We start from the raw sequence: 26,343 nt of genomic DNA on the forward strand, positions 1-26,343 counted from the left end.
CTGCCAAGCCGTGGGTCAGCTGAAGACGACCGGGTCCGAGTTCGCGATGGGGCTGCGGCTGCTGGGCAAGGGGTTCGCGCGGTACGGACGCAGCCCGAAGCTGTTGCTGCTCGGCGCCATCCCGGCCGTGATCACGTGCGCGCTGTTCGCGGTCGCCTGGGTCTTCCTGATCATCTACATCGACGACATCGCCGGCTGGGCGACCTGGTTCGCCGACGACTGGTCGCAGTTCTGGCGCGGCCTGATCGAGTTCGGGGCGGGCGCGGCCATCCTCGTCGCGGCCGCGTTCCTCTCGGCCGTCGGGTTCACCGCGGTCACGCTGCTCATCGGGGACCCGTTCTACGAGACCATCTCCGAGCGGATCGAGGAAGGGCTCGGCGGCACCCCTGGGGCCGTGGACCTTCCCTGGTACCGCACGCTGTGGCCCAGCCTGGTCGACTCGCTCCGCCTGATCATGTTCGGCGTGCTCTGCGCGATCCCGCTGTTCGCGATGGGCTTCATCCCGGTCGTCGGGCAGACGGTGGTGCCGGTGCTGAACGCGATCCTCGGCGGCTGGCTGATCACGCTGGAGCTGACCGGCGTCCCGTTCACCCGCCGCGGGATGCGGCTGGCCGACCGCCGCAAGATCATGCGGGCCAACCGGGCGCTCGCGCTCGGCTTCGGCATCCCGGTGTTCCTGGTCCTGCTGATCCCGGTGGTGGCGATCATCGTGATCCCGGCCGCGGTGAGCGGGGCGACCCTGCTGACCCGGCGCAGTCTGGGCCTGGGCATCGACGACCGGCCCCGCCCGGAGCTGGTCAGGCCAGCAGCCCCCGCAACAGAGTTGCGTCCCCGCTGACCAGCAGGGTGTCGAACGGCACCCGCCCCCACAGCGCCAGGGCCAGGTCGCTCGCGCTGCCGCTGGCCGTGGCCCGCTCGTGGTGCTCGTCGGAGTCGAGCAGCGTGTCGGTGTCGAGCAGGGCGATGCCGGCGTTGCGGAGCCGGACGTACCAGACCTGATCGGTGTCGGTGGCGTGCAGCGCGATCATGCCGGCCCGGTCGGCGGGGCCGCTGCGGCGCCCGGACGGGATCCAGGTGTCGAGCACCTCGGTCACGTTGTCGCTGGCCAGCCGGGCCTCGATCGGCTCGGCCAGGCCGCCCGCCATCTGCGCGTCCCAGCGGTGGATGGTCGTCTCGTGGGCCATCCGCCGGTGCCAGAACGAGGCCTTCTTGGCCTGTGGCGCGAAGTTCCACGCCGGCAGCTCGGGGTCGACGGAGTCCAGGGTGGCGACCAGCTCGGTGAAGGCGTCGGTCCAGGCGGTCGCCGCGTCGACGCCCGCCGGCAGCGGGTCGGTCGAGCGGGGCTCCGGCTTGTCCAGCACGCCGCGGGTGATGTGGCCGGTCACGTAGGAGTACACCTGGCTCAGGTGCCACGCCAGGTCGGCCAGGCTCCAGCCCGGACAACTCGGCACCGGGGCGTCGAGCGGCGTGCCGCTGCTCAGGGCGGCGCGGAAGGCGTCGCCCTCGGTGCGCAGTGCGACCAGCCAGATGTCCTTGGTGAGCTGAGGCTTGCTCATAGCCCACAAGATTAGGGCAACGCCTACTCTGGTGCGGTGCCCGAACCCCGCACGCTCGCCGCGTTCACGACCCTGCGCCTCGGCGGCCCGGCCGGCCGCCTGATCGAGGTCACCTCCGAGGAGGAGACGCTCGCCGCGCTCCGCGCCGGTGGCGATCAGCTGATCCTGGCCGGTGGCAGCAACATCGTGGTCGCCGACGAGGGCTTCCCCGGCACCGTGGTGCTGCTGCGCCAGCGCGGGACCCGGGCCCGGGTCGAAGACGGCGAGATCACCCTCACGGTGGCCGCCGGTCACCCGTGGGACGAGGTCGTGGCCGAGGCGGTGGCCAACGGATGGTCCGGGATCGAGTCGCTCTCCGGCATCCCGGGCTCGGCCGGCGCCACGCCGATCCAGAACGTCGGCGCCTACGGCCAGGAGGTCGCCGAGACGATCACCGAGGTGCGGGCCTACGACCGCGAGCGCGGCGAGGTCGTGACGATCCCGGCCGAGGGCTGCGGTTTCGCGTACCGCACGAGCATCTTCAAGCACAGCCCGCGCCACGTGGTCCTGGCGGTCACGTTCCGCCTCGCCGTCTCGAACCGCTCGACCCCGATCGCGTACGCCGAGCTGGCCCGCACCCTCGGCGTCGAGCCGGGCGCGACGGCCCCGCTGGAGGAGGTCCGCGCGGCCGTGCTGAAGCTGCGCGCGGGCAAGGGCATGGTCCTCGACCCGGCCGACCCCGACACCTACTCGGTCGGCTCGTTCTTCACCAACCCGATCGTGCCCGCGGCCGGCTTCGAGCGGGTCCGCGAGCTGGCGGCGGAGTTCGGCACCCCGCCCTCGTGGCCCGCCGGGGACGACGTGAAGCTCAGCGCCGCCTGGCTGATCGAGCGGGCCGGCTTCCGCAAGGGCCACGGCGACCCGGCGAGCGGCGTGGCCCTGTCCGGCAAGCACACCCTCGCGCTGACGAACCGGGGCAGCGGTACCACGGCCGCCCTGCTCGACCTGGCCCGCGAGATCCAGGCGGGCGTCCAGGAGCGCTTCGGCGTCACCCTGCACCCCGAGCCCGTCCTGGTGAACTGCGCGATCTAGGGCGCGACGGCCGCATAGGGCACGGTGACCTCGCCGAGGCGCCAGCGGGCCGGGCGGTCCAGCACGGGCCAGCCCGCGCTCCGAGCGGCCTCGACCGCGGCCCGCCAGCGCTGGCGCGGGCCGAAGACGGACAGCGGGGCCGCCGCGCGCCAACCGGCGTCCAGATCGCGCAACAGGGCGTGCATCCGCTCGCCGGGGACGTTGTGGTGGATCAGGGCCTTCGGCAGCCGCTCGGCGATCGTGCCGGGCTGGTCCAGGTTCGCCAGCCGGGCGGCCAGCGTCAGCGTCCGCGGGCCGGCGGCCGGGGCGACCAGCACCCAGGCCGCCAGCCGGCCGAGCTCGTCGCAGGTCCCCTCGACCAGCCACGCGCCGGACGCGGTCATCGCCGACCAGGCGGCCGGGACGTCCTGCTCGCCGTACTGGCGCAGGACGTTGAACGCCCGCACGACCGTCGGGCGCAGGCCGGCCAGCTCGAAGCCGCCGAGCCGGAACCGCAGCCCGGCGGTCTCGTAGGGCTTGGCCGCGGCCACCCGGGCCGGGTCGATCTCCAGGCCGACGACCGGCACGCCGAGGCGGGCGTGGAGCTCGATCGCGGTGATCGGCGAGGCGCCGTAGCCGAGATCGACCACCAGCGGGTCTTCGGCGCGGCGCAGCACCCCGCCGAGCGTCGCGGCGATCCAGTTGTCGACCCGGCGCAGGCGGTTGGGGTTCGTCGTACCGCGCGTGATCGAACCCAAGGGCCTCATTCGAACACTCGGTGCACCTTGTGCTGGGCGGCCTGGGCGAGCGGGCGGACCACGAGCCGGTCGATGTTGACGTGGTGCGGCAGGGTCGCGGTCCAGGTCACGCACTCGGCGATGTCCTCGGCGACCAGCGGCTCGGCCACCCCGGCGTACACGGCGGCGGCCTTCTCGGCGTCGCCCTCGTAGCGCTTGAGCGCGAACTCGTCGGTCCGCACCATGCCGGGGCAGATCTCCACGACCCGGATCGGCCGGCCGGACAGCTCCAGGCGCAGCGTCTCGGCCACGGCGGTCTCGGCGTGCTTGGCCGCCGTGTAGCCCCCGCCGCCCTCGTAGACCACGAACCCGGCGGTCGAGCTCATGATCACGATGGTGCCCCGGCCCGAGCGGTCCAGCAGCGGCAGGAGGGCCTTGGTGACCCGGATCGTGCCCAGGACGTTCACGTCGAACATCCACTGCCAGTCGGCCAGGTCGGCGTCCTCGACCGTTTCCGCCCCGATCGCCCCGCCGGCGTTGTTGACCAGCAGCTCGACCTCGCCGTCCAGGCTCTCGAGGTGCTCGGCCAGCGCGGCCACGGATGCGTCGGAGGTCACATCGGCCACGAAGGACGACGCTGTTTTCAGCTCCGCCACCAGCGCGTCGAGCTTCTCGGCCCGCCGGGCGACGGCGACGACGTGGAAGCCCGCGGCGTCGAGCCGGCGGGCGGTGGCGGCCCCGATGCCGCTGGAGGCGCCGGTGACGACGGCGATACGAGTAGGCATGTGGCCATCCTGCATGAAGTTGCCCGCGGCGCAGTGACCAACGCAACGGTGGGTAGACGGGTGAAAGCGAGGGAACATGGACGGTTGGGAAGATGTAACCAACCGGCAACAGACAGGAGCACGACGTGGCGCGGGTTGATTCGCTGCACGGTCATACCCCGCAGTCCCGCCGTACCCTGCCCAGGCGCGTCGCAACGCTCTCGGTGCACACCTCGCCGCTGGATCAACCGGGCACCGGGGACGCCGGCGGCATGAACGTGTACATCGTCGAGGTGGCCGAGCGGCTCGCGCGGGCCGGCGTCGAGGTGGAGATCTTCACCCGGGCCACCAACAGCGAGCTGCCGCCGACCGTGGAGATGGCGCCCGGCGTGCTCGTCCGGCACATCATCGCCGGGCCGTTCGAGGGCCTGGCCAAGGAGGACCTGCCGGCCCAGCTGTGCGCGTTCACCGGCGGGGTGCTGCGCGCCGAGGCGGCCCGGCCGTCCGGCTGGTACGACCTGGTGCACTCGCACTACTGGCTCTCCGGCCAGGTCGGCTGGCTGGCCAAGGACCGCTGGGGCGTCCCGCTGGTGCACACCGCGCACACCCTGGCCAAGGTCAAGAACCTGCTGCTGGCCGACGGGGACAAGCCCGAGCCGATTGCCCGCGTGATCGGCGAGGAGCAGGTGGTGGCCGCGGCCGACGGCCTGGTCGCCAACACCCCGGCCGAGGCGAACGACCTGATCGACCTGTACGACGCCGACCCGCGCAAGGTCAGCGTGGTGCCGCCGGGCGTCGACCTGGACCGGTTCGTGCCCCGCCCGCACCGCAAGCTCGCCGCCCGCGAGCGCTTCGGCCTGCCCGCCGACGCCCACATCGTCGCGTTCGCCGGGCGCATCCAGCCGCTCAAGGCGCCCGACATCCTGCTGCGGGCCGCCGCCGAGCTGCGCGCCCGCGACCCCAAGCTGCTCGTCGTCATCTGCGGCGGGCCCAGCGGCTCCGGCCTCGACCAGCCCACCGCGCTCATGGACCTCGCGAGCGAGCTCGGCATCGCCGACATCGTGCGCTTCCTGCCGCCCCAGCCGCGCGACGCGCTGGCCGAGCTGTTCCGGGCGGTGGACGTGGTGGCGGTACCCAGCTTCAACGAATCCTTCGGGCTGGTCGCCATCGAGGCGCAGGCGTGCGGCACGCCGGTCGTGGCGGCGGCGGTCGGCGGGCTGGTGACCGCGGTCCGCGACGGCGTGTCCGGGGTGCTCGTCGACACCCACAAGCCGGCCGACTGGGCCTCCGTGCTCGGGCCGCTGCTGGCCGAGCCGGCCCGGCGGGCGGCGCTGTCGCTCGGCGCGGTCCGGCACGCGCGGGAGTTCTCCTGGGCCCACACGGCGAGCGGGCTGCTGGCCGCGTACCGCGACGCACTGGAGTTCCACCGGGGGGCGGTGGCGGCATGAGTGGCGGCATGAGTGCTGACCTCGACGCGCTGATCGAGCGGGTCGCGACCGAGCGCGAGATCCCGTGGGAGAAGACCGGCGAGCACGCGTACGTCGTGACCCTCCCCGGCACCCACAAGCAGAAGACGAACTGCAACCTGATCGTCGGCGAGCACGCGCTGCGGGTCGAGGCGTTCGTCATGCGCCACCCGGACGAGAACCGTGAGGCGCTGTGGGAGTGGCTGCTGCAGCGCAACGCCCGCATGTACGGCGTGGCCTTCAGCGTCGACGCGGTCGGCGACGTGTACCTGATGGGGAAGCTCCCGCTGCACGCCGTCACCGAGGACGAGCTCGACCGGCTGCTCGGGGCGGTGCTGACCTACGCCGACGAGAGCTTCGACCCGATGCTGGAGATCGGCTTCGGCTCGGCCATCCGCCGCGAGTGGGAGTGGCGGGTCAAGCGCGGCGAGCCCCTCGACAACCTCCGCGCATTTACGGACTTCGTGAATCGACCCGCTTAGCTACATTCGCGGGGGTGACCCCGAAGCTGGCGTGGAAGCCCGTGAGCGTGGTGGCCGGCCTGGCCGCACTCGCGCTGCTGCTCACCATCAATCGGTACGACTACCACCGCGACGAGCTCTACTTCCGCATGGTCGGCGCCCACCCGAAGTGGGGTTACGTCGACCAGCCGCCGTTCACCCCGCTCATGGTCCGCGGCTGCATCGAGCTGTTCGGCGACACGGTCTGGGCCATCCGCATCCCGGGCATGATCTTCCTCGCGGCCGCCGCGTTCCTGCTCGCCCTGGTCGCCCGCGAGCTCGGCGGCGGCGCGGTCGCCCAGACCCTGGCCGCGGCCGGGGTGCTCACCACGTTCCCGCTCACCGCCGGGCACATCACCATCACGGCGGCGCCCGACCTCGTCATGTGGCTGCTGGTCATCCTGTGCCTGATGCGGGCGCTGCTTCGCGACGCGCCCCGGATGTTCCTGTGGGCCGGCCTGTTCACCGGCATCGCCCTTTACAACAAGCACCTGGTGCTCCTGCTGCTGCTGACGGTCGCGGCCGGCCTGCTCATCGCCGGGCCTCGCCGCGTGCTGCTCTCGCCCTGGCTGTGGGCCGGTGCCGGGATCGCGGTGCTGGTGGGGCTGCCGAACCTGCTGTACCAGATCGCCAATGACTTTCCGCAGCTGGACATGGCCTCGGCGCTGGCCGAGAACAAGGGCGAGGACGCGCGCATCACGCTGCTGCCGCTGCAGCTGGCCTGGCTCGGCCCGTTCTTCGTGCCGGTGTGGATCGCGGGCATCGTGGCCCTGCTGCGGCGGCCCGAGTGGCGGCCGGTGCGGGCGTTCGCGATCGCCTATCCGCTGATGCTGGTCCTGCTGTTCGTCATCGCGGGCCAGCCGTACTACAGCTTCGGCCTGCTGGCCGCGCTCTTCGCCATCGGCGCCGTGCCGACCGCGCGCTGGCTGGGCGACAGCACCACCCGGCGCCGGCTGCTCGGGGCGGCCGTGGTCGTCAACTGCGGGGTGGCCATCGTGATGTCGCTGCCCGTGCTGCCGGTGGACGTCATCGGCAGGACCCCCATCCCGGCCATCAACCAGGGCCTCTCCGACGAGATCGGCTGGCCGCGCTACGTGGCGCAGGTCAAGGCGGTCTACGACGAGCTGCCGGCCGAGGACAAGCCGCGCACGGTCCTGCTGACCGGGAACTACGGCGAGGCGGGGGCGCTCGACCGGTACGGCCGACCGCTCGGCCTGCCCGATGTCTACAGTGGACAGAACGAGCTGTGGTACCTCGGCCCGCCGCCCGAATCCAAGACCGTCGTGGTGCTCGTCTCGCAGGGCGACCCCGGCCGTTCCACGGCATTCGGCTCCTGCGTGGAACGCGCCCGGCTGGACAATGGTTACGGCGTGGACAACGAAGAGCAAACAGCTCGCGTCTACGTCTGCCGCGATCTCACCGGCACCTGGTCCGACCTGTGGCCGCGCTTTCAGCATTTCGACTGAGGGCTTCGATCGGCGCGGATTGTTTCGAGTGTGTGAGCGAGCCGACAGCTTGTTTACTTGGCGCGCGAATCAACGGCCGCGTACCGTCAATTTCGGATCCGGCGATTCCTGAAGTTGGGGAGCGGCGGGGGTGTTCCGGCCCGTAAGGGCCTCTCGCGATGACATGTCCGGGCGGGGCGTGTCGTCGCCACCGGCGGCACACAGCGGGTGCCGTGGACTGGGGGTGCACGCACCCGCTGCCGCCGGTACGAGTCGCCAAACTTAAGGCGGCCGTAAAGACGCCGGGGCCTCGAAGCCCGTAATTTTCCTCGCATGCTCAGGCGTCTGCTGACGGCCGCTCTTCTGCTGGGTCTCGCCGGTTGTGGCACCCAGGCCGCCGCCGATAATGCCCCGCCAAGCAGTGCTCCGTCGGTTGAAACTTCCACGGGCGAACCCGGCGGCAATGGCGCTCTTGGGGCGCGCGCCACAACGAGCGCCTCAGCCAAGGCGACGACCGCTCCCGCCGCGAATTCCGGCAAAGCGCCCACCCAGACGTTCGCCATTGCGAGCAGTCAGTTCACGTTCACCCGCGCGGGACGGACGCTGCGCACGGTCGTCTGGTACCCGAAGACCGCCGGCCGCTACCCGCTGGTGCTGTGGAGCCACGGCCTGCACGGCTCGCCCGAGGGGTACGCCGGCGTGACGCAGAAGATCGCCGCCGCCGGGTTCGTGGTCGCCGCGCCCGCCTACCCGGGCACCAACGACAAGGCGAACCCGTTCAATCAGAACGACATGGCCAACCAGCCCGCCGACGCGTCCGCCGTCATCACCGAGGTGCTCAAGCTCGACGGCCAGGCCGGCTCGCCGCTCGCCGGGCGGATCGACACCGCCCACGTCGGCGCGGCCGGGCACTCGGCCGGCGGGTACACCACGGCCGGCCTGCTCTCCGGCTCGACCCGGGACAGCCGGCTCAAGGGCGCGGTCATCGTCTCGGGCGGGTCCATGGGCGGCAAGTTCTCCGGCGCGGCCACCCCGGTGCTGTTCATCCACGGCGACGCGGATGCGACCGTGCCGTACAGCAGCGGCAAGTCGCTCTATGACGCCACCTCGTGGCCGAAGGGGCTGCTCACGCTGCTCGGCGGGGACCACGGCGCCGCCCTGTGGGGCACCACGCCGGCCGCGAACGCCGTCAGCAAGTCGATGCTCGACCTGTTCCGCTACGGCCTCTACGGGGACACCGCGGCCCGCTCCCGGCTGCGCGCGGACGGCACGGCGAGCGGCGCCGCGAAGTACGACGGCACGCTCTAGCTGACGGCGAACACGTCCAGCAGCCCGGTGAGCTCCAGCTGGGCGTAGGCGAGCGGCCGGGGGTTGCGCAGTCGCAGCGCACATCCCGCCCCGGCGGCGAGCTTCCAGCAGCCGACCAGCGCGCCGATGCCGGCCGAGTCGAGCAGCGTGACCTGGTCGAGGTCGAGGATCAGCGCGCCGGGGCGGAAAACGGGCAGGACGGCCTGGACCGCCTCGGTCACCTGCTCGCACGTGGCCAGGTCCAGCGTGCCGGCGAGCCGGATGACCAGGGCGTCCGATGGCGTCGGTTCGAGCGTCGCCGACAAGCCGTCCCCGTCCAAAACCGCCCCCCTCACGCAGAAGTGAGCGAGATGTCTACCCGCCGACCGGCACCGCAAACTCCTCGGCCGCCGCCGGCTCCTTGGCCACCCGGCGCTCTCGTGCGGGCTGGATGAGCAGGTGGCCGGCGGCCGCGCACAGGCCGAGGGCGCCGCATACGATCCAGTGCCAGTTGCCCAGATACTGCAGGCTCACGCCGCCCGCCGCCGGGGCGATGAAGCTCGCGGCCGGGAACGTCAGATAGAAGACGCTCTGGTACCGCCCACGCAGCGCCTCCGGGGACAGCTCGGCGATGACCGCGGCGTTGGGCGGGGCGGCGATCATCGAGCCGACGGTCCACACGGTCGCGGCCGCGAGGTAGCCCGCGATGCCGTCGGCCAGCGCGACGGCGGCGAAGCCCAGGCCCAGGAAGACGTTGGCCACGGCGAGCGCGGTGCCCTTGCGCCAGCGGTCGATCAGGCGCGGCACGAACAGCTGGCCGACCACGATGAGCAGCGCGGCGTAGGCCACCACGGAGCCGTACGCGGACGGCCGCAGCCCGTCGCCGGTGATCGCCAGCGGCAGGATGGTCGAGGTCTGCGTGCTGACGATCGCGAGCAGCAGCGACAGCCCGACGAACAGCATGTACGCGCGGTCGGTGAGCGCCGTGTGCAGCCCACCTCGCGACGTTGCGGCGATCCGATGCGCCGGCCGGGTCTCGTGCACCTTCCACAGAATCAGCAGCGCGGTGAGCAGCGTGCCTGCCGCGTCTACCGAGAACAGCAGCGTGAAGCTCACCTCGGCCAGCGCCCCGGCGAGCACCGAGGCGACCGCCATGCCCAGGTTGAACGCCCAGAACTGCAGGTTGAACGCGCGGCTGCGGTCGCCGGCCGGGGTCACGTCGACGATGGCGGCCACGAACGCCGGGCCGGGCATCGAGTGCATGACGCCGAGCAGCGCGGCGAGCACCGCGATGGCCGGGATGGGCCGGGCCACGATCAGGCCGCACAGCACGGCCACGGCGCCGAAGTGGGCGAGCAGGAGGGTCGGGCGGCGGCCCCAGCGGTCGGCGAGCACCCCGCCGAGCAGCACGCCGCCGATCCCGCCGATGCCGTAGGCGCCGACCACGAGCCCGGCCACGGGGATCGCGAGGTGCCGGGCGGAGGTGAGGTAGAGCGAGAGGACCAGCGCGACGAAGCCGCCGACGCGATTGATCAGCATGCCGGTCCAGAGGTACCAGTAGAGCCGGGGGAGGCCGCCGATCGTGGAGCGGTACCAGGTGCGCACTGTTGTTCTTTGCCTTCTTTAGTAAAGCCTCTTTACAGTTCGATCCTAGCCAGCTCGCGCTCGGCCAGTGCGGCCACCCTGTGCTCCCGGGCGCGGGCCGCGCTCAGGCTCCAGACGGCGGCGATCGCTGCGGCGCCGAGGCAGCCCAGCCACAGGCCGGTGTTGCCGAGGTGCCGGTTCTCCCGCACCAGGCCGCCGAGGGTGGGCGCCAGGAACGACGCGACCTGCCAGGACAGGCCGAAGACGCCCTGGTAGCGGCCGCGCATGCTGACCGGGGACAGCCCGGCCAGCAGGGCCGAGTTGGAGGGCGCGTTGAGCATCTCGCCGACCGTCCAGACGAGCACGGTTCCGGCGTACAGCAGCGGCGTGTGCGCGAACGCGGTCAGCCCGAACCCGACGCCCATGATGAGGGCCGAGACGGGCATCACATAGGCGGGCCGGCGGGTGCTCAGCAGCCGGGTCACGGCCATCTGCCCGGCCACGATGAGCACCCCGTTGAGCGCGATCACCAGGCCGAACGTCTGGCTGGACAGCCCGTCGTCGATCATCGCCAGCGGGAGCATCGACATGTGCTGCAGCAGGATGAGCGCCACGAGCAGGTTGCAGGCCACGAAGCCCAGGAACACCCGGTCGTGCAGCACCGCGCGCAGGCCGCCGCGCTCGTGCTCCTCGTGCGGGGCCGCCACCGGGCGCGTCTCGCGGATGCGCCAGGCGATCAGCAGGGCGGCGGCCGCGGTGGTGGCGGCGTCGGCGGCGAAGAGCGTGAAGTACCCGGCCTGCGCGGCGAAGCCGGCCAGCGCGGCCGAGACGGCGAAGCCGAGGTTGATCGCCCAGTAGTACGTGCTGAACGCGCGCATCCGCAGGTCGGCCGGCACGATGTCGGCGATCATCGCGCCCAGCGGCGGGCGGGCCGCCTCGGCCGCGGCGCCGAGCAGGACGGCGGCCGCGATGATCTCCACCGGCCCGCGGGCCAGGCCCAGGGCCAGCATGAGCACCGAGGACGTGCCGAGCGAGAGCAGCGCGGCCGGGCGGCGGCCCCAGTGGTCGGCCAGGTGCCCGCCGACGGTCACGCCGACGGCGCCGCCGACGCCGTACAGGCCGACGACCAGGCCCGCGGCCGACGCGCTGAAGCCGCGCTGGGTGGTCAGGTAGATCGTCAGGAAGATGATGACGAACCCGCCGGCGCGGTTGACGAGCGTGGCCGCCCAGAGCACCCAGAACTGGCTCGGCAAGCGCTGTTTCCCCGTAATGACTGCCACGGCTTCGCATCCTTACACCCCGGACCGTGTGATGTCGAAGTGATTCGGTACGGGAGGATGCTCGTATGAGTGAAGTCGGGACACTGGTGCTCTTGCGGCACGGTGAGAGCGAGTGGAACGCCAAGAACCTGTTCACCGGCTGGGTCGACGTGGACCTCAGCGCCCAGGGAGAGGCCGAGGCCCGTCGGGGCGGCGAGCTGATCCGTGATTCCGGTCTCCTGCCGGATGTGGTGCACACGTCAGTGCTGCGCCGTGCCATCCGCACCAGCGAGATCGCCCTGCACACCGCCGACCGGCACTGGATTCCCGTCCAGCGCTCGTGGCGGCTCAACGAGCGGCACTACGGCGCCCTGCAGGGCAAGGACAAGAAGCAGACCCTGCAGGAGTTCGGCGAGGAGCAGTTCATGCTCTGGCGCCGCTCCTACGACACGCCCCCGCCGCCGATCGACGACAACGACGAGTGGTCGCAGGCGAGTGACGCGCGCTACGCGGCGCTGCCGCCGGAGCTGCGGCCGAAGACCGAGTGCCTCAAGGACGTCGTGGCCCGGATGCTGCCGTACTGGTACGACCAGATCGTCCCCCAGCTCCTCAACGGCAAGACGGTGCTGGTGGCGGCGCACGGCAACTCGCTGCGGGCCCTGGTGAAGCACCTCGACGGCATCTCCGACGAGGCGATCGCCAAGCTGAACATCCCGACGGGCATCCCGCTGCGCTACGACCTGGACGCGGCGCTCAAGCCGATCACGGCGGGCGGCACCTACCTGGACCCGGAGGCGGCCAAGGAGGCCGCGGCCGCGGTCGCGAACCAGGGGCGCTAAGCAAAAAAGGGGGGCCGGTCACCCGACCGGCCCCCTTTGCACGCTCAGTTCTTGGCGGCTTCGCGCGCGTCGAGGGTCTCGCCCGTGACGAGGAACACCACGTGCCGGCCGGCGTTCACGGCGTGGTCGGCGTACCGCTCGTAGAACCGCCCGAGCAGCGCGGAGTCGACCGCGGCCTCGGTGCCACCGTCCCAGCCCGGCGCGAACATGAGCGCGAAGAGGCCGGCGTGCAGCTTGTCCATCGCGTCGTCGTCCCGCTCGAGCTGGCCGGCGGCGACCACGTCGAGGTTCGAGATGGCGCGGGAGATCTTGGCGGCGATCCGGTCGGCGACCTCGCCCATCTGCTCGAACGTCGGGGCCAGCGAGTCGGGCACGGCGCGGGCCGGGTGGCGGCGCAGCGTGGCCTTGGCGACGTGATCGGCCAGGTCGCCCATGCGCTCGAGGTCGGCCGCGAGGTGCAGCGCCGTCAGCAGCAGCCGCAGGTCGGAGGCGACCGGGGCCTGACGGGCGCACAGGTCGTACACCTTGTCCTCGACGAGCCGGTAGAGCGCGTTGACCTCGGCGTCGCGGGCCACGACCTCCTCGGCGTCGGTCTGATCGGCCGTGAGCAGGGCGTTCGTGGCCCGGCTCATCGCCGAGCGAACGGCGTCGGCCATCCACACGAGCAGTTTGTTGACCTGCAGTAGATCGGCACGATATTCGTCGCGCATATTGCTCCCATCGTTGTGAACCTCACCGTATGGCCAGACCTTTGCCAACCCGGTGAACAATGGCGGCCACCAGGGTGAACACTGGACCACATGAGCCCGATTCGTGCCTCCGTGCACGCTGGATGCGCTAACGGGTCTCCTACCATCGGATCGTGGATTGGAAGTTCCGGCAGCCGAAATCCGACGGACCGGCGGTGACCGACATCCTCGACGCGCTGCAGGTCGGGGTGCTCGTTCTCGACGAGCTCGACAAGCCCGTGCTCGCCAACGCGGCCGCACGGGAGATGGGCCTCGTCCGGCAGCGCCCGGGCGGAGCCGCGACCGTCGCCGAGGAGGCGCACACGATCGTGCGGACCCTCGCCGGTCAGGTGCGGCGCACGGGCATCACCCGGGTCGTCGAGCTCGACCTGCCCCGGCTGACGCACGGCGAGCCGCTCGGCGTCAACGTCCGCGCGGTCGCCCTGGACGGTGGCCGGGTCGCGATCGAGGCGGCCGACGTCACCGAGGCGCACCGGGTCGCCCGGGTGCGCCGCGACTTCGTCGCCAACGTGAGCCACGAGCTCAAGACTCCCGTAGGTGCGTTGCAGCTGCTCGCCGAGGCGCTGCTGGACGCCACCGACAAGGACCCGGCGGCCGCCATCCGGTTCGCCGAGCGGATCAAGCACGAGTCCTCCCGGCTCGGCCGGCTGGTCTCGGAGCTGCTGGAGCTCTCCCGGCTGCAGGGCGCGGAGCCGCTGCCCGAGCCGGAGCCCGTCGACGTCGACAAGATCACCGTCGAGGTGCTGGACCGGGCCAAGACCCCGGCCTCGGCCAAGGAGATCGAGCTCGCGTTCAAGGGCGTGCGCGGCCTGACCGTCTACGGCAACGAGAACCAGCTCGTCACCGCGGTCGTGAACCTCGTGGAGAACGCGATCGCGTACTCGCCCGAGCACACCACGGTCACCGTGACGGTCAGCGAGGACAACGGCTACGTCGAGATCGCCGTGGCCGACCAGGGCATCGGCATCGAGCCCCGGGACATCGACCGCATCTTCGAGCGCTTCTACCGCGCCGATCGGGCGCGCTCCCGGGCCACCGGCGGCACCGGGCTGGGGCTCGCGATCGTCAAGCACATCTCCACGAACCACGGCGGCCGGGTCACGGTCACCTCAACCGTGGGAGTTGGCTCGACGTTCACATTGCGGCTGCCCTCGCGTCCGACGGAGGCCGCGTTGGCGCTACCGCCGTCAGTTGAGATCGGAGGGGCCCCATGATCGTTACGCAACAGCAACCTTCCACCCGCGGTTCGCAGCGCAGTGTGGCTCCCCGGCAGCTACGAAAGGACAGCACGTTGGCGCGCGTACTCGTGGTCGAGGACGAAGAGTCGATCTCGGACCCGTTGTCGTACATGCTCCGTCGCGAGGGCTTCGAGGTGTCCATCGCGGCGACCGGCACCGAGGCCATGACCGAGTTCGACCGCACCGGCGCGGACATCGTCCTGCTCGACCTCATGCTGCCCGAGATGTCCGGCACCGAGGTGTGCCGGCAGATGCGGCAGAAGTCCAACGTCCCGATCATCATGATCACGGCGCGGGACAGCGAGATCGACAAGGTGGTGGGCCTGGAGATCGGGGCCGACGACTACGTCACCAAGCCCTACTCGCCCCGCGAGCTGGTCGCCCGCATCCGCGCGGTGCTGCGCCGCCAGGTCGACGCGGTCGGCGAGCTGGCCCCGCCGACGCTCTCGGCCGGACCGGTGCGCATGGACGTCGACCGGCACGTGGTGACGGTGGGCGGGGATGCCGTACAGCTGCCGCTCAAGGAGTTCGAGCTGCTCGAACTGCTGCTGCGCAACGCGGGCCGGGTGCTCACCCGCGGCCAGCTGATCGACCGCGTCTGGGGCGCCGACTACGTGGGCGACACCAAGACCCTGGACGTGCACGTGAAGCGGCTGCGCTCGAAGATAGAGCCCGAGCCGTCCGCGCCGCGCTACATCGTCACCGTCCGCGGCCTGGGCTACAAGTTCGAGCCGTAAGCCGCTAGCCGGCGTTCGCCACGGATTCGCGGTTGCGTCTGCGCTCCTCCATCTCCTTGCGCAGGACGTAGCCGCGGATCGCGCGGCCCACGAGCTCGCTGGACTCGTACGTGATGATGACGTCGTAGGTGGCGTTCTCGGGATCCCGGCGGACGAACAGGACGGTCCCGTTCAGGGTGATCGTCTCGGTCTCCAGGGCGACCTTGATGTCCACCCGGTCGTCGCGCTCGAAGCGGTCCTCGGTCAGCCGGCACCGCGCGCCGCCCTCGGACAGGTCGATGATCCGGCCGTGGTAGGTCGTGCCGCCGTGGACCACCTCGACCCACTCGCCGCCCCCGCCGCGCACGTAGTTGCGCCGGGTCTGCAGCCGGATCGAGCCGACCGCCTCCAGCGACCAGCGGGGCGGTCGCTCCCGGCCGAGTTCGACCAGGCGCACGTCGACGGCCTGCCGCCGGTCGCCCGCCACCCAGGCCAGCTCCATCGACGCGCCGAGCTTCGGGACATCCGCGTCCATCACGCCGAACGGCGCGGCCACGGTCAGGCGCTTGCCGCTGAAGTCCTCGACGCGGGACTGATAGGCCTCTCCGTCCATCAGCACCACGTCGACCAGGGCGTTGATCGCGGGCAGGGTCGTCACGCCCGCACCTTCGGCTCACCCGGGCGAGACTTGAGGAGTCCAGGCCCGCGACACACCGCGGTGCCGTAGCGTTTTTCCTGGTGCGCAGCTTCAACACCGGCCCGGCCGGCATGCTCATGATGGTCGTCGGCCTGCTGCTGGCGGTCAGTTCCGCGTACACGGCCTTCACCCAGTCGCGCTGGCCCATGCTGCTGCCGAGCATCCTGATCGGGCTGTCGCTGATGGCGGTGGGCTACTCCCTGGTGGCCAAGGCCCGCCGCTCGCGGCTAGACCGGCGTGATCGGGATCAGCTTTAGCGCCCGCGCGCTCGTCGTGGCCGGGTGCTCGGCGATCAGCCCCTGCTCGGCGCGGGCCGCGCACAGTTCCGCCAGCCGGGCGTACGCCGGCTTGCCGATCAGCGCCGTCAGCTCCGGCTCGTACTCCTGGTAGAGCCGCTTGGCCCCCACGTGCGCCTCCGGTGACGAGGTGCACCACCAGTGCAGGTCGTGACCGCCCTCGCCCCAGCCGCGGCGGTCGAACTCGCCCAGCGTGGAGACGAGCACCTTGGTGCCGTCGGGGCGCTTGCGCCAGTCCTGATCCCGTCGTACGGGCAGCTGCCAGCACACGTCCGGCTTGTACTCCAGCGGATGCACGCCGTCGCGCAGGGCCTGCCCGTGCAGCGCACAGCCCCCGCCGCCGGGGAAGTCGACGTCGTTCTGGAACACGCAGCCATGCCCGGCCCGCGTCGCGGTGCGCAGCGCCTTGTTCTTGCCGTCGATGGTGTCGTTCTCGGTCCACCGTTTGAAACCGCGGCGATAGTACTGCCAGTGCTCCGGCGTCAGCCGCTTGACCGCGGCCTTCACGCGCTCCTGGTCGTCATCGTCGGTGAAGAAGGCGCCGTGCGAGCAGCAGCCCTCCTCCGCGCGCCCCTCGATGATGCCGTGGCACTGGTTGCCGTAGACGCACGTCCAGTTGGACAGCAGCCACGTCAGGTCGGCGCGGACGAGGTGCTCGGGGTCGGCCGGATCGGCGAACTCGAGCCATTCGCGCGGAAAGTCGAGATCGACCTCGAGGTCGCGCGGGTCCTCGGGGTCCTCGACCTCGACGTGGATGTCCATTCGAAAGAGCCTACGCCGTCCCTTCGCGCGCGCCCGCAAGCCCACGCGGATACGGTTTGACCATGCGACTGGGCGTGCTCGACGTGGGTTCCAACACCGTCCACCTGCTCGTGGTCGATGCCCATCACGGCGCCCACCCGTGGCCGGCCCACTCGCAGAAGGCCGAGCTGCGGCTGGCCGAGCGGATCGGCAAGGACGGCGAGCTGTCCAAGGCCGGCGCCGACAGTCTCATCGCCGCCGTGGAGCAGGCCCGCGACGCCTCCGCGCGGCTGGAGACCGACGACCTGCTCGCCTTCGCCACCTCGGCCGTGCGCGACGCCAAGAACTCGGCCCGCGTGCTCAAGCGCGTGCGCGAGGAGACCGGCGTCGACCTGCAGGTCCTCTCGGGCGAGGCCGAGGCCATCATGACGTTCCTGGCCGTGCGCCGCTGGTTCGGCTGGTCGGCCGGGCGCCTGCTGGTGATGGACATCGGCGGCGGCTCGCTGGAGCTCGCGGCCGGCATCGACGAGGAGCCCGACGTGGCGCTCTCGGTGCCGCTCGGCGCGGGCCGGATGACCCGCGAGCGGCTGCACGGGGACCCGCCGTCGCCGGCCTCGGTCGACGCCATGTGCGAGTACGCCGAGACCCTGGTCCGCGGGGCCGCCCCGCCCCTGCTCGCCAGCGGCTGGGACCGGCCGGTGGCCACCTCGAAGACCTTCCGCACCCTGGCCCGCCTGGCCGGGGCCGCCCCGTCGGGCGCCGGGCCGCGGGTGACCCGCCGCCTCACGCGCGTCGGGCTGCACCAGGTCCTCTCGTTCATCCGCCGCATGTCGTCCTCCGCGCTGGCCGAGATCGACGGGGTCAGCCCGGGCCGCGCGCACCAGATCCTCGCGGGCGCGGTGGTGGCCGAGGTCACCATGCGCGTCCTCGGCATCGACGAGGTCGAGATCTGCCCGTGGGCGCTGCGCGAAGGAGTGATTCTTCGCCGGCTGGAAGTACTGGAGTCGAGTTGATCGACAGGAGACGCTGTGCGAACCGGGCTAGCCTGGTGGTGTGAGTCGCCAAGTTCCGGTCCTGTTGTCCACCTCCTCGGTCTTCCCCGAGCCGACCGCGGCCGGCTTCGAGATGGCCGCCGCGCTCGGCTACGACGGCGTCGAGGTCATGGTCTGGTCCGACGCGGTCAGCCAGGACGGCCGCGCGCTGGCCGGCCTGTCCAAGCACTACAACGTGCCGGTGCGCTCCGTGCACGCCCCGTGCCTGATGGTCACCCAGCGCGTCTGGAGCCCGGACCCGTGGGAGCGCCTGCGCCGCGCCGCCGAGCTGGCCGACACGCTGGGCGCCGACGTCGTCGTGGTGCATCCGCCGTTCGCGTGGCAGCGGGACTACGCCCGGACGTTCTCCTCCGGCCTGCTCCGGCTGGGCCGGCAGTTCCCGGGCATCCGCTTCGCCGTGGAGAACATGTTCCCGCTGCGCGGCGTGGGGCGTGAGTTCGTCCCCTACGCGCCCGGCTGGGACCCGACGCTGACCGGCTTCGACAACTACACCCTCGACCTGTCCCACTGCGCCGCCTCGCGCACGGACGTGATCCAGCTGGCCGACACGATGGCCGGCAACCTGGCCCACGTCCACCTGGGCGACGGCACCGGCAAGGCCCGCGACGAGCACCTCGTGCCCGGCCGGGGGAGCATGCCCTGCGCCCAGCTGCTGGCCTCGCTCGACGCGCGCGGCTTCACCGGCTCGGTGGCCGTCGAGGTCGGCACGCGCAAGGCGGGCAGCCGCACCGAGCGGGAGGCCGATCTGGCCGAGTCGCTGCGCTTCGCCCGGCAGCACCTGGCCACGCCGTCCGCGGTCGTCTGAGCCACGCCCACCTGCTGCGCGTGCGCACCCAACCGGTTCGCTCAGCGGTGCCCTGACATGGCAAGGCCCCGGCCGCGGGAGTGGTGCGCGGGGCCGGGGCGTTGCTGGAAGTCGGCGTCAGATCTTGCGGACGGACTCGGCCTGGGGGCCCTTGGGGCCCTGCTTGATCTCGAATTCGACGCGCTGGTTCTCGTCGAGGCTGCGATAGCCGTCCGACTCGATGGCTGAGAAGTGGACGAAGACGTCGGCGCCGCCGTCGACGCTGATGAAGCCGAAGCCCTTCTCAGCGTTGAACCACTTCACGGTTCCCTGGGCCATGGTGCTGTTTCTCCTTCGTAGGGCGTTGTGATCCGGTGACGAACCCGGTGTCGGGAGCCGGCCACATGGGAGGGGCCGGCACCTTCGCATCGCCCAAGCCCGGGTGTCCAAATTGTCGGACACTCGGTAAAGCGAACCACAAGACGCAAGATATGCCGAAGTGAGCAGCGGTGGAGGCCGTTTCCGGCAGTTACGCGGTCACGACCGCCCGATCGGCGTCACCCACGGCCAGCGAGGCGCTCGTCTCGGCCGCGCGCTTGCGGGCGCGGTGGGCCGCCACGTGGGAGCGGGTGGCGCACCGTTCGGAGCAGAACCGGCGGCAGCAGTTCGACGACGTGTCGAGGTACACGTTGCCGCAGCGTTCGTCGGCACAGACGCCGAAGCGCGTGCTGCCGTGCTCGCACAGCCACACCGCCAGCCCCCAGGCCGCGCCGGCCAGCAGCTCCGAGCTCACCGACGAGCCGCGGCCGGTCACGTGCATGTGCCAGTCGTGGGTGTCGTGCCCGGAGATGCGCGGCTGCATCGGATAGGCCTCGAGCAGCGCGTTGAGCTCCGCGACGGCGGCCACGTCCCGGCCGGACGAGCCGTGTTCGAACACTTCACGCAGCCGCTTGCGGGCGCGCCGGAACGCGACCAGGTCGCGCTCGGTCGCCTCCGCGGTCTGCCAGCTGTCCTCGCCGAAGAGGGCGGCCAGATCTTGCATGCTTTCGAGCGGCGCGTTGACGATGTCGACGGCGGTCCGCGCATACGCGTCGAAGTCCACCCGACCAAGGTAGTCAAGAAATGCCACAGTGGCGACCAGGCGTCACCGGAGTTCGGGAGTTCTGTTTACGCTCGGCACATGCTCAGATCGGTCATCCTCGCCGCCGCCCGCTCGAACAGGGTCGAGCGGCTCGTTGAAACCGCCCCGGTCAGCCGCAGCATTGTGCGCCGCTTCATCGCCGGGGAGCACGCGGAAGATGCGCTACAGCGCACCCGCGAGCTCGTCGCGGACGGACTCGCCGGCACGCTCGACCACCTGGGGGAGGACACCACCAACCCCCAGCAGGCCGAGGCGACCCGGGACGAATACCTCGCGCTGCTCGACGCCCTGCACGCCGCCGAGCTGACCCCGGCCGCGGAGGTGAGCCTCAAGCTCTCGGCGCTGGGCCAGGTCTTCGACGAGAAGGTCGCCTACGAACACGCCCGCGCGATCTGCGCCAAGGCCAGCGAGTCCGGGACCACCGTGACGCTGGACGCCGAGGACCACACCACCACCGACTCGACGCTGGAGGTGCTGGCCCGGCTGCGCGGGGAGTTCCCGACCACGGGGGCGGTCCTGCAGGCGTACCTGCGCCGCACCGAGGCCGACTGCCGGGAGTTGGCCGTGGCGGGCTCGCGGGTGCGGCTGTGCAAGGGCGCGTACAAGGAGCCGGAGTCGGTGGCGTACCAGAGCCGCCTGGACGTCGACAAGTCCTACGTGCGCTGCCTGAACGTGCTCATGGCCGGCGCCGGCTATCCCATGCTGGCCACCCACGACCCGCGGCTCGTCGAGATCGGCGAGGACCGGGCGAAGTGGTACGAGCGCTCGCCCGACGAGTTCGAGTTCCAGATGTTGTACGGCGTGCGCCCCGAGGAGCAGCTGCGGCTCGCCCAGCTGGGCTACACCGTGCGGGTCTACCTGCCGTACGGGACGCAGTGGTACGCGTACATGATGCGCCGCCTCGCCGAGCGCCCGGCCAACGTGGGCTTCCTGGCCAGGGCGTTGCGTTCGCGCGGGTGAGAACGCGTCACCCGATCCGCAGGAAACGGGCGATTCGTCACATCACCCCGCTTCTCGTCCGTTAGGGCGACGCGGCGGGTTGCCGGGTTCACGTACGGTCCGGCAGTGACCGTTGGGGATGAAGGGCCGCGCGGGGACGTCATCGACGTCCCCCCGTGCTATCCCGCCATCCCCCGCCAGCGCGGCGGGTCCCGGCATCGGCTGCTCGAGGCGCCGGTCGAGGCCCGCAGCGGCGCCACCGTGTTCCGGGCCGCCCTGGTCCTGGCGTTCGCCGTCATGCTGGGCGCCCCGGCCGGCGCGATCGCGTTCGCCACGGCCCGCCAGCACGAGCGCGCCGCGCTCGTCTCCGGCCAGGGCCAGGACCTGGGCCTGTGGAACGCGCCCGCCGCGGACGCGGCCGGGCACCCGAACGCGCGGGCCGGCGCGGGCCAGACCACCGCGCCGGTCGCCACCCCGAACGCCCCGCCGGCCTCGCTCGACGGGCGGATCAACCAGGTGCTGCAGGACCAGGCCAATGCGCTGCTCAACGGCGACGAGGCCGGCTTCCTGCGCGCCGTCGACCCGTCCGCGCGCGGGCTGCGGGCCGACCTCGCCCGCCGGTACGGCTCGCTGCGCAAGCTGCAGGTGAAGGTCTGGCAGCCGGCGGCGGAGGCCGCGGCCCGCACCGAGGACGGCGGCACCGCGCGGGTGACGGTGCTGGTGCAGTACTGCTACGTGGTCACCACCTGCGAGCCGATGAACCTCGAGGCCGACACGCGCTGGAAGGTCGGCGGCTCCGGCGTGACGCTGCTGGAGTTCGGCACGGCCAAGGTCCTCGGCCCGCGGCCGTGGGAGGTCAGCGACCTGCGCACGGCGATCGGGAGCCGGGTGGTGATGTCGACGACCGCGAAGTACGCCGACCGCCTGCCCTCCCTGCTCGCGGCGGCCGAGCAGGCGGCCGCGCTGACCGACCGGTACGCGCGCTGGGGTCCGCCGCCGTCGCGGTACGTCGTCTACCTGGCCGGGCCCGAGGAGTGGGCCGCCTGGTACGGGATGGCCCAGGAGCCGTGGGTGATCGGCTTCGCGCTGCCGCTCACCGCGAGCGCGACCGAGATCGTCCTCAACGCGGCCCAGGTCGACACCCAGGGCACCCTGGACGTCCTGCGGCACGAGTTCACCCACGTCGTGACGCTCGCCGGGGTCGAGAAGTCGTGGGCCCACACCTGGTGGCTGGTCGAGGGCATCGCGGAGTACGTCCGGGTCAAGGGCACCGGCAAGCCGTTCGACAGCCTCGCCGACGTGCGCACCTACGTGCACGGCGGGGAGTGGAAGGGCGAGATCGACCTCGACGACCCGCCCGCGGACGCGACCACGGCCGACGTGAGCGCGCGCTACGGGATCGCCTACCTGACCCTGCAGTACCTGGCCGACCGCTACGGCGAGGGCAAGCTGCTCAATTTCTTCAAGTACGCCGTGCGTGACGGCCGCTCCCTGGATGCCGCCGCCCGCAAGGCCTTCGGGGTCCGCTGGAACGACCTGCAGAACGACTGCGCCCGATATGTCCGGGACCACGTGTAACCCGCGGGCGTATCTACACTTGCCGACGTGTATCGCGTTCCCCCGCGTACGACGGCCGTGGCCCTGCTCATCCTCGTCTCGCTGACCGGAGCCTCCTGCACCGGCGGCGATTCCGGCATCGACCTGGGCAGCGCCGGGCGGGCCGACGTCGTCGAGGTCGTCGACGCGCCGGCCACCGTCACCGCCCGCGCCGCCGCCACGCTCACCGCGGCCGCCGACGGGACCCTGGTCTCGCTGAGCGTCAAGCCGGGCGACACCGTCACCGCGGGCCAGGTGCTCGCGGTGGTCGACTCGCCCGCGGCCCAGCAGCGGCTGGCGGAGGCGACTCAGGCCCTCGACGCGCTCAAGAACTCAGGCGGCGGCGGGACCGGCGTCAAGAACCTCTCCGCGCAGCAGAAGAAGACCGACGACGCGGCGGCGAAGGCGTTCTCTGATGCCCGTACCGCCGCCGCGCAGATCGCCGACCTCACCGTGCGCACGTCGCTGACCACGCAGATCGACCTGGCCGAGCGGACCTACCAGGAGGCGGCGGCCTCGGCCCGCGCGGTCATCCTGAGCGTCCAGCGCGGCCTGGCCAGCGTGTCGCAGGCGATGGCCGCGCTCACCCAGGCCCAGCGCGCCCAGGCCCAGTCCGCCTACGACCTCGCGAAGTCCACGGTGGACGAGCTGACCCTGCGGGCGCCCGTGGCCGGGGTGGTGCAGCTGGGCGGCACGTCGGCCGCGAGCGCCCCGTCGATCACCGACCTGATCGGGTCGGCCACCGGCGGGCAGGCTCCGGCGACGGGGACCGGCGGGCCCGGTCCGGGCGTGGATCCGGCGGTACCGGCGGGAGGCCGGGTCACCGCCGGCACCGCCATCCTCACCGTTGTCGACGTCTCCGAGCTGGGCCTGATGGCCGAGGTGGACGAGACCGACGTGCTGCTCGTCCAGCCCGGCATCACCGCGCGGGTGGAGCTCGACGCGGCCCCCGGCGCGACCTACGAGGCCACCGTGAGCTCGGCCGACGTGCTGCCGAGCACGTCGGCGCGGGGCGGCGTGGCGTACCGCTCGCGGCTGAGGCTGGGCGCCGGGAAGTACGACGACGGACGCCCGGCGCCGCAGCCCCGTCCGGGGATGAACGCGGTCGCGCATTTGCAGGTCCGCTCGATCGAGGATGCGGTGACGGTCCCGGCCGCGGCGGTCTTCAACGTCGGCGGCAAGGACGTCGTGTGGCTCGTGCGCGGCGGCAAGGCGGTCGAGCAGCCGGTCAGCGTCGGCGTCTCCGGCCAGGACCGCGTCCAGGTGCTCAACGGCCTCAGCGACGGCGACCGGATCGTGGTGCGCGGCACGGACAAGGTCAAGCAAGGCATGGAACTTCCGCAATGACCGCGGCTCTCGTCGCGGAGGACGTGACGCGGGAGTACGCGCTGGACGGGGTGACCGTGCCGGCGCTCAAGGGCGTCAGCTTCACCGTCGACGCCGGCGACTACGTGGCGATCATCGGGCCGTCCGGCTCGGGCAAGTCGACCCTCATGCACCTGCTCGGCGGGCTGGACCGGCCCACGTCCGGGCGGCTGCTGCTCGGCGGGCGCGAGGTGGGCGGGCTCGATCCCAAGGAGCTGGCCCGGCTGCGCAACGAGACCATCGGCTTCGTGTTCCAGTCGTTCCACCTGCTGGCCCGCACCAGCGCGATCGACAATGTGGCGCTTCCCTTGGTGTACCGCGGGATGCGCGCGGCCGACCGCCGCAAGCGGGCCGTGGCGATGCTCGAACGGGTCGGGCTCGGACACCGCCTCGAGCACCGGCCGAACCAGCTCTCCGGCGGCGAGCAGCAGCGGGTCGCGATCGCCCGGGCCCTGGTCACCGACCCGCAGGTGCTGCTGGCCGACGAGCCGACGGGCAACCTGGACACCAAGAACGGCCAGGCGGTGCTCGCGCTGCTCGAAACGCTCAACCGCGAGCAGGGCGTGGCGCTGGTGATCGTCACGCACGACCGCGAGGTGGCCGCCCGCGCCGGCCGGCAGATCGTGATGCGGGACGGGGAGATCGTGGCGTGAGTGGTCTGGAGCGGAGCGGAGGAGCCGCTCACCAGGGGCTCAGTTACGCGCCGGCACCGGAGCTTGCGGAGGTGGCGGCGTGAGGGTCGCGGAGGCGTGGCGGGTCGCGATCGACGCGCTGCGGGCGAACCGGTTGCGCAGCATGCTCACCATGCTCGGCGTGATCATCGGGGTGGCGGCCGTCGTGGTGCTCGTCGCCATCGGTACCGGCACCAAGCAGGAGATCGAGCAGCAGGTCGAGGGGCTCGGCTCCAACCTGCTCATCGTGGTGCCGGGCGAGGTCAACATCGGCTCGGCGCCGTCCGTGTCGCGGATGGACCTGTCCGATGTGGACGCCGTGTCGAAGATCGTCGGCGATCGCAACCGGGTGGCGGTGACCGTGGCGTCCGGCGAGACCGTCGCCGCCGGGAACGTGGAGACGTTCGCGAGCATCAACGGCGTCATCGAGACCACGCCGAACGTCTTCGTGCGGCACCTGGCCCGCGGCACGTACCTCACCCGGTCCGATGTGGACACCCAGCGCCGGGTCGCCGTGCTCGGCTGGAGCGTGGCCCACAAGCTGTTCGGCGACCGGGACGCGGTCGGCCAGCAGATGACCATCGCGGGCGTGCGGTTCCGGGTCATCGGCGTCTTCGAGCAGCTCGGTCAGAGCCTCGGGATCGATCGCGACAACGAGGTACACGTGCCGATCACGACCGCACAGCGCCTCCTCGCGACCAATCGGGTCGACGGCATCGCGGTCAACGCGCCCAACCGCGACGAGATCGCGGACCTGTCCGCGCGGATCATCGCCGAGCTCGCCCGGCGCCACCCCGGCACCCAGTTCAGCGCCGTGACCCAGGAGCAGATCCTCGGCGTGCTCGGCGACATCCTGGGCGTGCTCACCGGCGTGCTGGCCGCGATCGCCGGCATCTCGCTGCTCGTCGGCGGGGTCGGGGTCTCGAACATCATGCTGGTGTCGGTCCGGGAGCGGACCAAGGAGATCGGGCTGCGCAAGGCGGTCGGCGCCCGGCCGCGCGACATCGGCGTGCAGTTCCTGCTCGAGGCGGTCCTGCTGACCACGCTCGGCGGGGTGATCGGGATGGCGCTGGGCATCGGCGCGTCGCTCATCGTGGCCGCGCTGTCACCGGTGCCGGCCGCGATCACCTGGTGGTCGCTCGCCCTGGCCTTCGGCGTCTCCGCGGGCGTCGGGATCGTCTTCGGCGTGGTCCCCGCGCAGCGTGCGGGCAGGCTGGATCCGGTCGTCGCCCTCCGAACCGAATGATCAAGTCTCCCGGAAAGATTCCGACGAAGTCCAGGTACAAGTCACAGGCGTACCGTTACCGTACTGGTAACACGCTGATTGAGTGACGCTCGATCCCGGGGCTGCCGGGCCGGGCGCTTGGGCGAGCACGCTGGTCGGAGGTCGCGATGTCGAGCACGCCACACACCACCGAAGGCCGGCTGGGCGAGGTCAGGTTTCTGACCGTCGCCGAGGTGGCCACCTTGATGCGGGTGTCGAAGATGACCGTCTACCGCCTCGTCCACGCCGGTGATCTCACCGCGGTCCGCGTCGGCCGGTCCTTCCGGGTGCCCGAGCACGCGGTCGACGCGTACCTTCGCGAGGCGTTCCGCGAGACCGCGTAGCCATACCTCGGTGGGGCGGGGCGGGGCCGTTTTCCGATCCGGCGACGATGCGGCTACCCTGGAACGGCTAACCATGTCTTCGGCGTGCCAGCGATGGCACGCGTTCCGCTGTATCGAGGAGATGCTCGTATGGGCTCGGTGGTCAAGAAGCGCCGCAAGCGTATGGCCAAGAAGAAGCACCGTAAGCTGCTGCGCAAGACCCGCGTCCAGCGTCGTCGTCTCGGCAAGTAGCGTTCCGCACCCTCACCCGGCGGCCGGTAGCA

The 26,343-nt window shown here is 71.7% G+C and carries 28 protein-coding genes and 2 pseudogenes; 19 read left to right on the forward strand and 11 right to left on the reverse strand.

Annotation, left to right across the window (positions count from 1 at the left end):
- Positions 1 to 10: 10 nt before the first annotated feature.
- The gene (locus ACQPZ4_RS03275; RefSeq protein WP_433055868.1) at positions 11 to 838 is read left to right on the forward strand and encodes an EI24 domain-containing protein; all 828 of its coding nucleotides are present in this window, start codon (positions 11 to 13) and stop codon (positions 836 to 838) included.
- Here the strand turns inward: ACQPZ4_RS03275 and ACQPZ4_RS03280 are convergent.
- On the reverse strand, positions 798 to 1,556 hold the full coding sequence (locus ACQPZ4_RS03280; RefSeq protein ID WP_433055871.1) for a maleylpyruvate isomerase family mycothiol-dependent enzyme: 759 nt from the start codon (positions 1,554 to 1,556) through the stop codon (positions 798 to 800). The genes ACQPZ4_RS03275 and ACQPZ4_RS03280 overlap by 41 nt on opposite strands.
- 36 nt (positions 1,557 to 1,592) lie before the next feature.
- Between ACQPZ4_RS03280 and ACQPZ4_RS03285 the strand changes: the two genes are divergently transcribed.
- A complete protein-coding gene (locus ACQPZ4_RS03285) occupies positions 1,593 to 2,627 on the forward strand; it encodes a UDP-N-acetylmuramate dehydrogenase (RefSeq protein ID WP_433055874.1) in 1,035 nt (344 codons plus the stop codon).
- Here the strand turns inward: ACQPZ4_RS03285 and ACQPZ4_RS03290 are convergent.
- Positions 2,624 to 3,373, reverse strand: a complete 750-nt coding sequence (locus tag ACQPZ4_RS03290; protein WP_433055877.1) for a class I SAM-dependent methyltransferase — start codon at positions 3,371 to 3,373, stop codon at positions 2,624 to 2,626. The two genes, ACQPZ4_RS03285 and ACQPZ4_RS03290, sit on opposite strands and share 4 nt — an antisense overlap.
- Positions 3,370 to 4,128, reverse strand: a complete 759-nt coding sequence (locus ACQPZ4_RS03295) for an SDR family oxidoreductase (protein WP_433055880.1) — start codon at positions 4,126 to 4,128, stop codon at positions 3,370 to 3,372. The genes ACQPZ4_RS03290 and ACQPZ4_RS03295 overlap by 4 nt, the downstream gene beginning before the upstream one ends.
- A 125-nt stretch (positions 4,129 to 4,253) precedes the next feature.
- On the opposite strand from ACQPZ4_RS03295, the gene mshA reads away from it, so the two are divergent.
- The 4 genes from mshA (at position 4,254) to ACQPZ4_RS03315 (ending at position 8,826) form a co-directional block, all read left to right on the forward strand.
- Positions 4,254 to 5,555: a D-inositol-3-phosphate glycosyltransferase gene (gene mshA / locus ACQPZ4_RS03300; RefSeq protein WP_433055883.1), complete on the forward strand. Its 1,302-nt coding sequence runs from the start codon at positions 4,254 to 4,256 to the stop codon at positions 5,553 to 5,555.
- An 8-nt stretch (positions 5,556 to 5,563) separates the two neighbouring features.
- Positions 5,564 to 6,055 carry a YbjN domain-containing protein gene (locus ACQPZ4_RS03305; protein WP_433055886.1) on the forward strand — a complete coding sequence of 164 codons (492 nt, stop codon included), beginning with the start codon at positions 5,564 to 5,566 and terminating at the stop codon, positions 6,053 to 6,055.
- Between the two features lie 14 nt (positions 6,056 to 6,069).
- Complete coding sequence (locus tag ACQPZ4_RS03310) at positions 6,070 to 7,539, forward strand: glycosyltransferase family 39 protein (protein WP_433055889.1); 1,470 nt, start codon at positions 6,070 to 6,072, stop codon at positions 7,537 to 7,539.
- 312 nt (positions 7,540 to 7,851) lie between these two features.
- The gene (locus tag ACQPZ4_RS03315) at positions 7,852 to 8,826 is read left to right on the forward strand and encodes an alpha/beta hydrolase family protein (protein ID WP_433055892.1); all 975 of its coding nucleotides are present in this window, start codon (positions 7,852 to 7,854) and stop codon (positions 8,824 to 8,826) included.
- Here the strand turns inward: ACQPZ4_RS03315 and ACQPZ4_RS03320 are convergent.
- The 3 genes from ACQPZ4_RS03320 to ACQPZ4_RS03330 are packed head-to-tail and all read right to left on the reverse strand — an operon-like array spanning position 8,823 to position 11,669.
- Entirely contained in the window at positions 8,823 to 9,131 is a 309-nt protein-coding gene (locus tag ACQPZ4_RS03320; protein WP_433055895.1) for an STAS domain-containing protein, read from the reverse strand. The two genes, ACQPZ4_RS03315 and ACQPZ4_RS03320, sit on opposite strands and share 4 nt — an antisense overlap.
- 49 nt (positions 9,132 to 9,180) lie before the next feature.
- A complete protein-coding gene (locus tag ACQPZ4_RS03325; RefSeq protein WP_433055898.1) occupies positions 9,181 to 10,410 on the reverse strand; it encodes an MDR family MFS transporter in 1,230 nt (409 codons plus the stop codon).
- 32 nt (positions 10,411 to 10,442) lie between these two features.
- A complete protein-coding gene (locus ACQPZ4_RS03330) occupies positions 10,443 to 11,669 on the reverse strand; it encodes an MFS transporter (RefSeq protein WP_433055901.1) in 1,227 nt (408 codons plus the stop codon).
- Positions 11,670 to 11,734: 65 nt separating this feature from the next.
- On the opposite strand from ACQPZ4_RS03330, the gene ACQPZ4_RS03335 reads away from it, so the two are divergent.
- Positions 11,735 to 12,487, forward strand: coding sequence for a phosphoglyceromutase (locus tag ACQPZ4_RS03335; protein ID WP_433055904.1), 753 nt, complete (start codon positions 11,735 to 11,737; stop codon positions 12,485 to 12,487).
- Between the two features lie 44 nt (positions 12,488 to 12,531).
- Here the strand turns inward: ACQPZ4_RS03335 and phoU are convergent, their stop codons facing one another.
- Entirely contained in the window at positions 12,532 to 13,197 is a 666-nt protein-coding gene (gene phoU, locus ACQPZ4_RS03340) for a phosphate signaling complex protein PhoU (protein WP_433055907.1), read from the reverse strand.
- 206 nt (positions 13,198 to 13,403) lie between these two features.
- Here phoU and ACQPZ4_RS03345 point away from each other — a divergent pair.
- Both ACQPZ4_RS03345 and ACQPZ4_RS03350 read left to right on the forward strand, forming a co-directional pair.
- A pseudogene (locus ACQPZ4_RS03345) lies at positions 13,404 to 14,450 on the forward strand (sensor histidine kinase); the annotation flags it as partial.
- A gap of 77 nt (positions 14,451 to 14,527) precedes the next feature.
- The gene (locus ACQPZ4_RS03350) at positions 14,528 to 15,211 is read left to right on the forward strand and encodes a winged helix-turn-helix domain-containing protein (RefSeq protein WP_395899630.1); all 684 of its coding nucleotides are present in this window, start codon (positions 14,528 to 14,530) and stop codon (positions 15,209 to 15,211) included.
- A gap of 4 nt (positions 15,212 to 15,215) precedes the next feature.
- Here ACQPZ4_RS03350 and ACQPZ4_RS03355 read toward each other — a convergent pair whose 3' ends face one another.
- Positions 15,216 to 15,848: a PilZ domain-containing protein gene (locus ACQPZ4_RS03355; RefSeq protein WP_433055912.1), complete on the reverse strand. Its 633-nt coding sequence runs from the start codon at positions 15,846 to 15,848 to the stop codon at positions 15,216 to 15,218.
- An 80-nt stretch (positions 15,849 to 15,928) separates the two neighbouring features.
- On the opposite strand from ACQPZ4_RS03355, the gene ACQPZ4_RS03360 reads away from it, so the two are divergent.
- The gene (locus tag ACQPZ4_RS03360; RefSeq protein WP_433055915.1) at positions 15,929 to 16,144 is read left to right on the forward strand and encodes a hypothetical protein; all 216 of its coding nucleotides are present in this window, start codon (positions 15,929 to 15,931) and stop codon (positions 16,142 to 16,144) included.
- Here ACQPZ4_RS03360 and ACQPZ4_RS03365 read toward each other — a convergent pair.
- Positions 16,115 to 16,945, reverse strand: coding sequence for a hypothetical protein (locus tag ACQPZ4_RS03365; RefSeq protein WP_433055918.1), 831 nt, complete (start codon positions 16,943 to 16,945; stop codon positions 16,115 to 16,117). The genes ACQPZ4_RS03360 and ACQPZ4_RS03365 overlap by 30 nt on opposite strands.
- Positions 16,946 to 17,007: 62 nt before the next feature.
- Between ACQPZ4_RS03365 and ACQPZ4_RS03370 the strand changes: the two genes are divergently transcribed.
- A complete protein-coding gene (locus ACQPZ4_RS03370) occupies positions 17,008 to 17,937 on the forward strand; it encodes a Ppx/GppA phosphatase family protein (protein ID WP_433055921.1) in 930 nt (309 codons plus the stop codon).
- A 40-nt stretch (positions 17,938 to 17,977) separates the two neighbouring features.
- Entirely contained in the window at positions 17,978 to 18,781 is an 804-nt protein-coding gene (locus tag ACQPZ4_RS03375) for a sugar phosphate isomerase/epimerase family protein (protein ID WP_433055926.1), read from the forward strand.
- Positions 18,782 to 18,898: 117 nt separating this feature from the next.
- On the opposite strand, the gene ACQPZ4_RS03380 is transcribed toward ACQPZ4_RS03375, so the two are convergent.
- Positions 18,899 to 19,099 carry a cold-shock protein gene (locus ACQPZ4_RS03380; RefSeq protein ID WP_433055929.1) on the reverse strand — a complete coding sequence of 67 codons (201 nt, stop codon included), beginning with the start codon at positions 19,097 to 19,099 and terminating at the stop codon, positions 18,899 to 18,901.
- Between the two features lie 190 nt (positions 19,100 to 19,289).
- A complete protein-coding gene (locus ACQPZ4_RS03385; protein ID WP_433055932.1) occupies positions 19,290 to 19,862 on the reverse strand; it encodes a CGNR zinc finger domain-containing protein in 573 nt (190 codons plus the stop codon).
- Between the two features lie 78 nt (positions 19,863 to 19,940).
- Here ACQPZ4_RS03385 and ACQPZ4_RS03390 point away from each other — a divergent pair, with 78 nt between their 5' ends.
- From ACQPZ4_RS03390 to ACQPZ4_RS03420, 7 genes and pseudogenes are all read left to right on the forward strand, one after another.
- Positions 19,941 to 20,861, forward strand: coding sequence for a proline dehydrogenase family protein (locus ACQPZ4_RS03390; protein ID WP_433055935.1), 921 nt, complete (start codon positions 19,941 to 19,943; stop codon positions 20,859 to 20,861).
- 105 nt (positions 20,862 to 20,966) lie between these two features.
- Complete coding sequence (locus ACQPZ4_RS03395; protein WP_433055938.1) at positions 20,967 to 22,418, forward strand: basic secretory protein-like protein; 1,452 nt, start codon at positions 20,967 to 20,969, stop codon at positions 22,416 to 22,418.
- Positions 22,419 to 22,445: 27 nt separating this feature from the next.
- Positions 22,446 to 23,783, forward strand: a complete 1,338-nt coding sequence (locus tag ACQPZ4_RS03400) for an efflux RND transporter periplasmic adaptor subunit (protein ID WP_433055941.1) — start codon at positions 22,446 to 22,448, stop codon at positions 23,781 to 23,783.
- Positions 23,780 to 24,451: pseudogene (locus ACQPZ4_RS03405) on the forward strand (ABC transporter ATP-binding protein); the annotation flags it as partial. The gene ACQPZ4_RS03400 and the pseudogene ACQPZ4_RS03405, both read left to right, overlap by 4 nt.
- 82 nt (positions 24,452 to 24,533) lie before the next feature.
- Positions 24,534 to 25,718 carry an ABC transporter permease gene (locus ACQPZ4_RS03410; RefSeq protein WP_433055945.1) on the forward strand — a complete coding sequence of 395 codons (1,185 nt, stop codon included), beginning with the start codon at positions 24,534 to 24,536 and terminating at the stop codon, positions 25,716 to 25,718.
- Between the two features lie 146 nt (positions 25,719 to 25,864).
- On the forward strand, positions 25,865 to 26,080 hold the full coding sequence (locus ACQPZ4_RS03415) for a helix-turn-helix domain-containing protein (RefSeq protein ID WP_033363444.1): 216 nt from the start codon (positions 25,865 to 25,867) through the stop codon (positions 26,078 to 26,080).
- Positions 26,081 to 26,209: 129 nt separating this feature from the next.
- Positions 26,210 to 26,311 carry a 30S ribosomal protein bS22 gene (locus ACQPZ4_RS03420; RefSeq protein ID WP_007465623.1) on the forward strand — a complete coding sequence of 34 codons (102 nt, stop codon included), beginning with the start codon at positions 26,210 to 26,212 and terminating at the stop codon, positions 26,309 to 26,311.
- The last annotated feature ends 32 nt before the right edge of the window (positions 26,312 to 26,343 follow it).

Origin of the sequence: Dactylosporangium sp. CS-033363 (assembly GCF_050942475.1) — a bacterium.
In the GTDB taxonomy this organism is placed as follows: domain Bacteria; phylum Actinomycetota; class Actinomycetes; order Mycobacteriales; family Micromonosporaceae; genus Dactylosporangium.

Coding starts and splice junctions, on each gene's coding strand:
- ACQPZ4_RS03280 (WP_433055871.1), bottom strand. CDS start 1,556: ATGAGCAAGCCTCAGCTCACCAAGGACATCTGGCTGGTCGCACTGCGC.
- ACQPZ4_RS03290 (WP_433055877.1), bottom strand. CDS start 3,373: ATGAGGCCCTTGGGTTCGATCACGCGCGGTACGACGAACCCCAACCGC.
- ACQPZ4_RS03295 (WP_433055880.1), bottom strand. CDS start 4,128: ATGCCTACTCGTATCGCCGTCGTCACCGGCGCCTCCAGCGGCATCGGG.
- ACQPZ4_RS03305 (WP_433055886.1), top strand. CDS start 5,564: ATGAGTGCTGACCTCGACGCGCTGATCGAGCGGGTCGCGACCGAGCGC.
- ACQPZ4_RS03315 (WP_433055892.1), top strand. CDS start 7,852: ATGCTCAGGCGTCTGCTGACGGCCGCTCTTCTGCTGGGTCTCGCCGGT.
- ACQPZ4_RS03335 (WP_433055904.1), top strand. CDS start 11,735: ATGAGTGAAGTCGGGACACTGGTGCTCTTGCGGCACGGTGAGAGCGAG.
- phoU (WP_433055907.1), bottom strand. CDS start 13,197: ATGCGCGACGAATATCGTGCCGATCTACTGCAGGTCAACAAACTGCTC.
- ACQPZ4_RS03365 (WP_433055918.1), bottom strand. CDS start 16,945: ATGGACATCCACGTCGAGGTCGAGGACCCCGAGGACCCGCGCGACCTC.
- ACQPZ4_RS03370 (WP_433055921.1), top strand. CDS start 17,008: ATGCGACTGGGCGTGCTCGACGTGGGTTCCAACACCGTCCACCTGCTC.
- ACQPZ4_RS03380 (WP_433055929.1), bottom strand. CDS start 19,099: ATGGCCCAGGGAACCGTGAAGTGGTTCAACGCTGAGAAGGGCTTCGGC.
- ACQPZ4_RS03390 (WP_433055935.1), top strand. CDS start 19,941: ATGCTCAGATCGGTCATCCTCGCCGCCGCCCGCTCGAACAGGGTCGAG.
- ACQPZ4_RS03415 (WP_033363444.1), top strand. CDS start 25,865: ATGTCGAGCACGCCACACACCACCGAAGGCCGGCTGGGCGAGGTCAGG.
- ACQPZ4_RS03420 (WP_007465623.1), top strand. CDS start 26,210: ATGGGCTCGGTGGTCAAGAAGCGCCGCAAGCGTATGGCCAAGAAGAAG.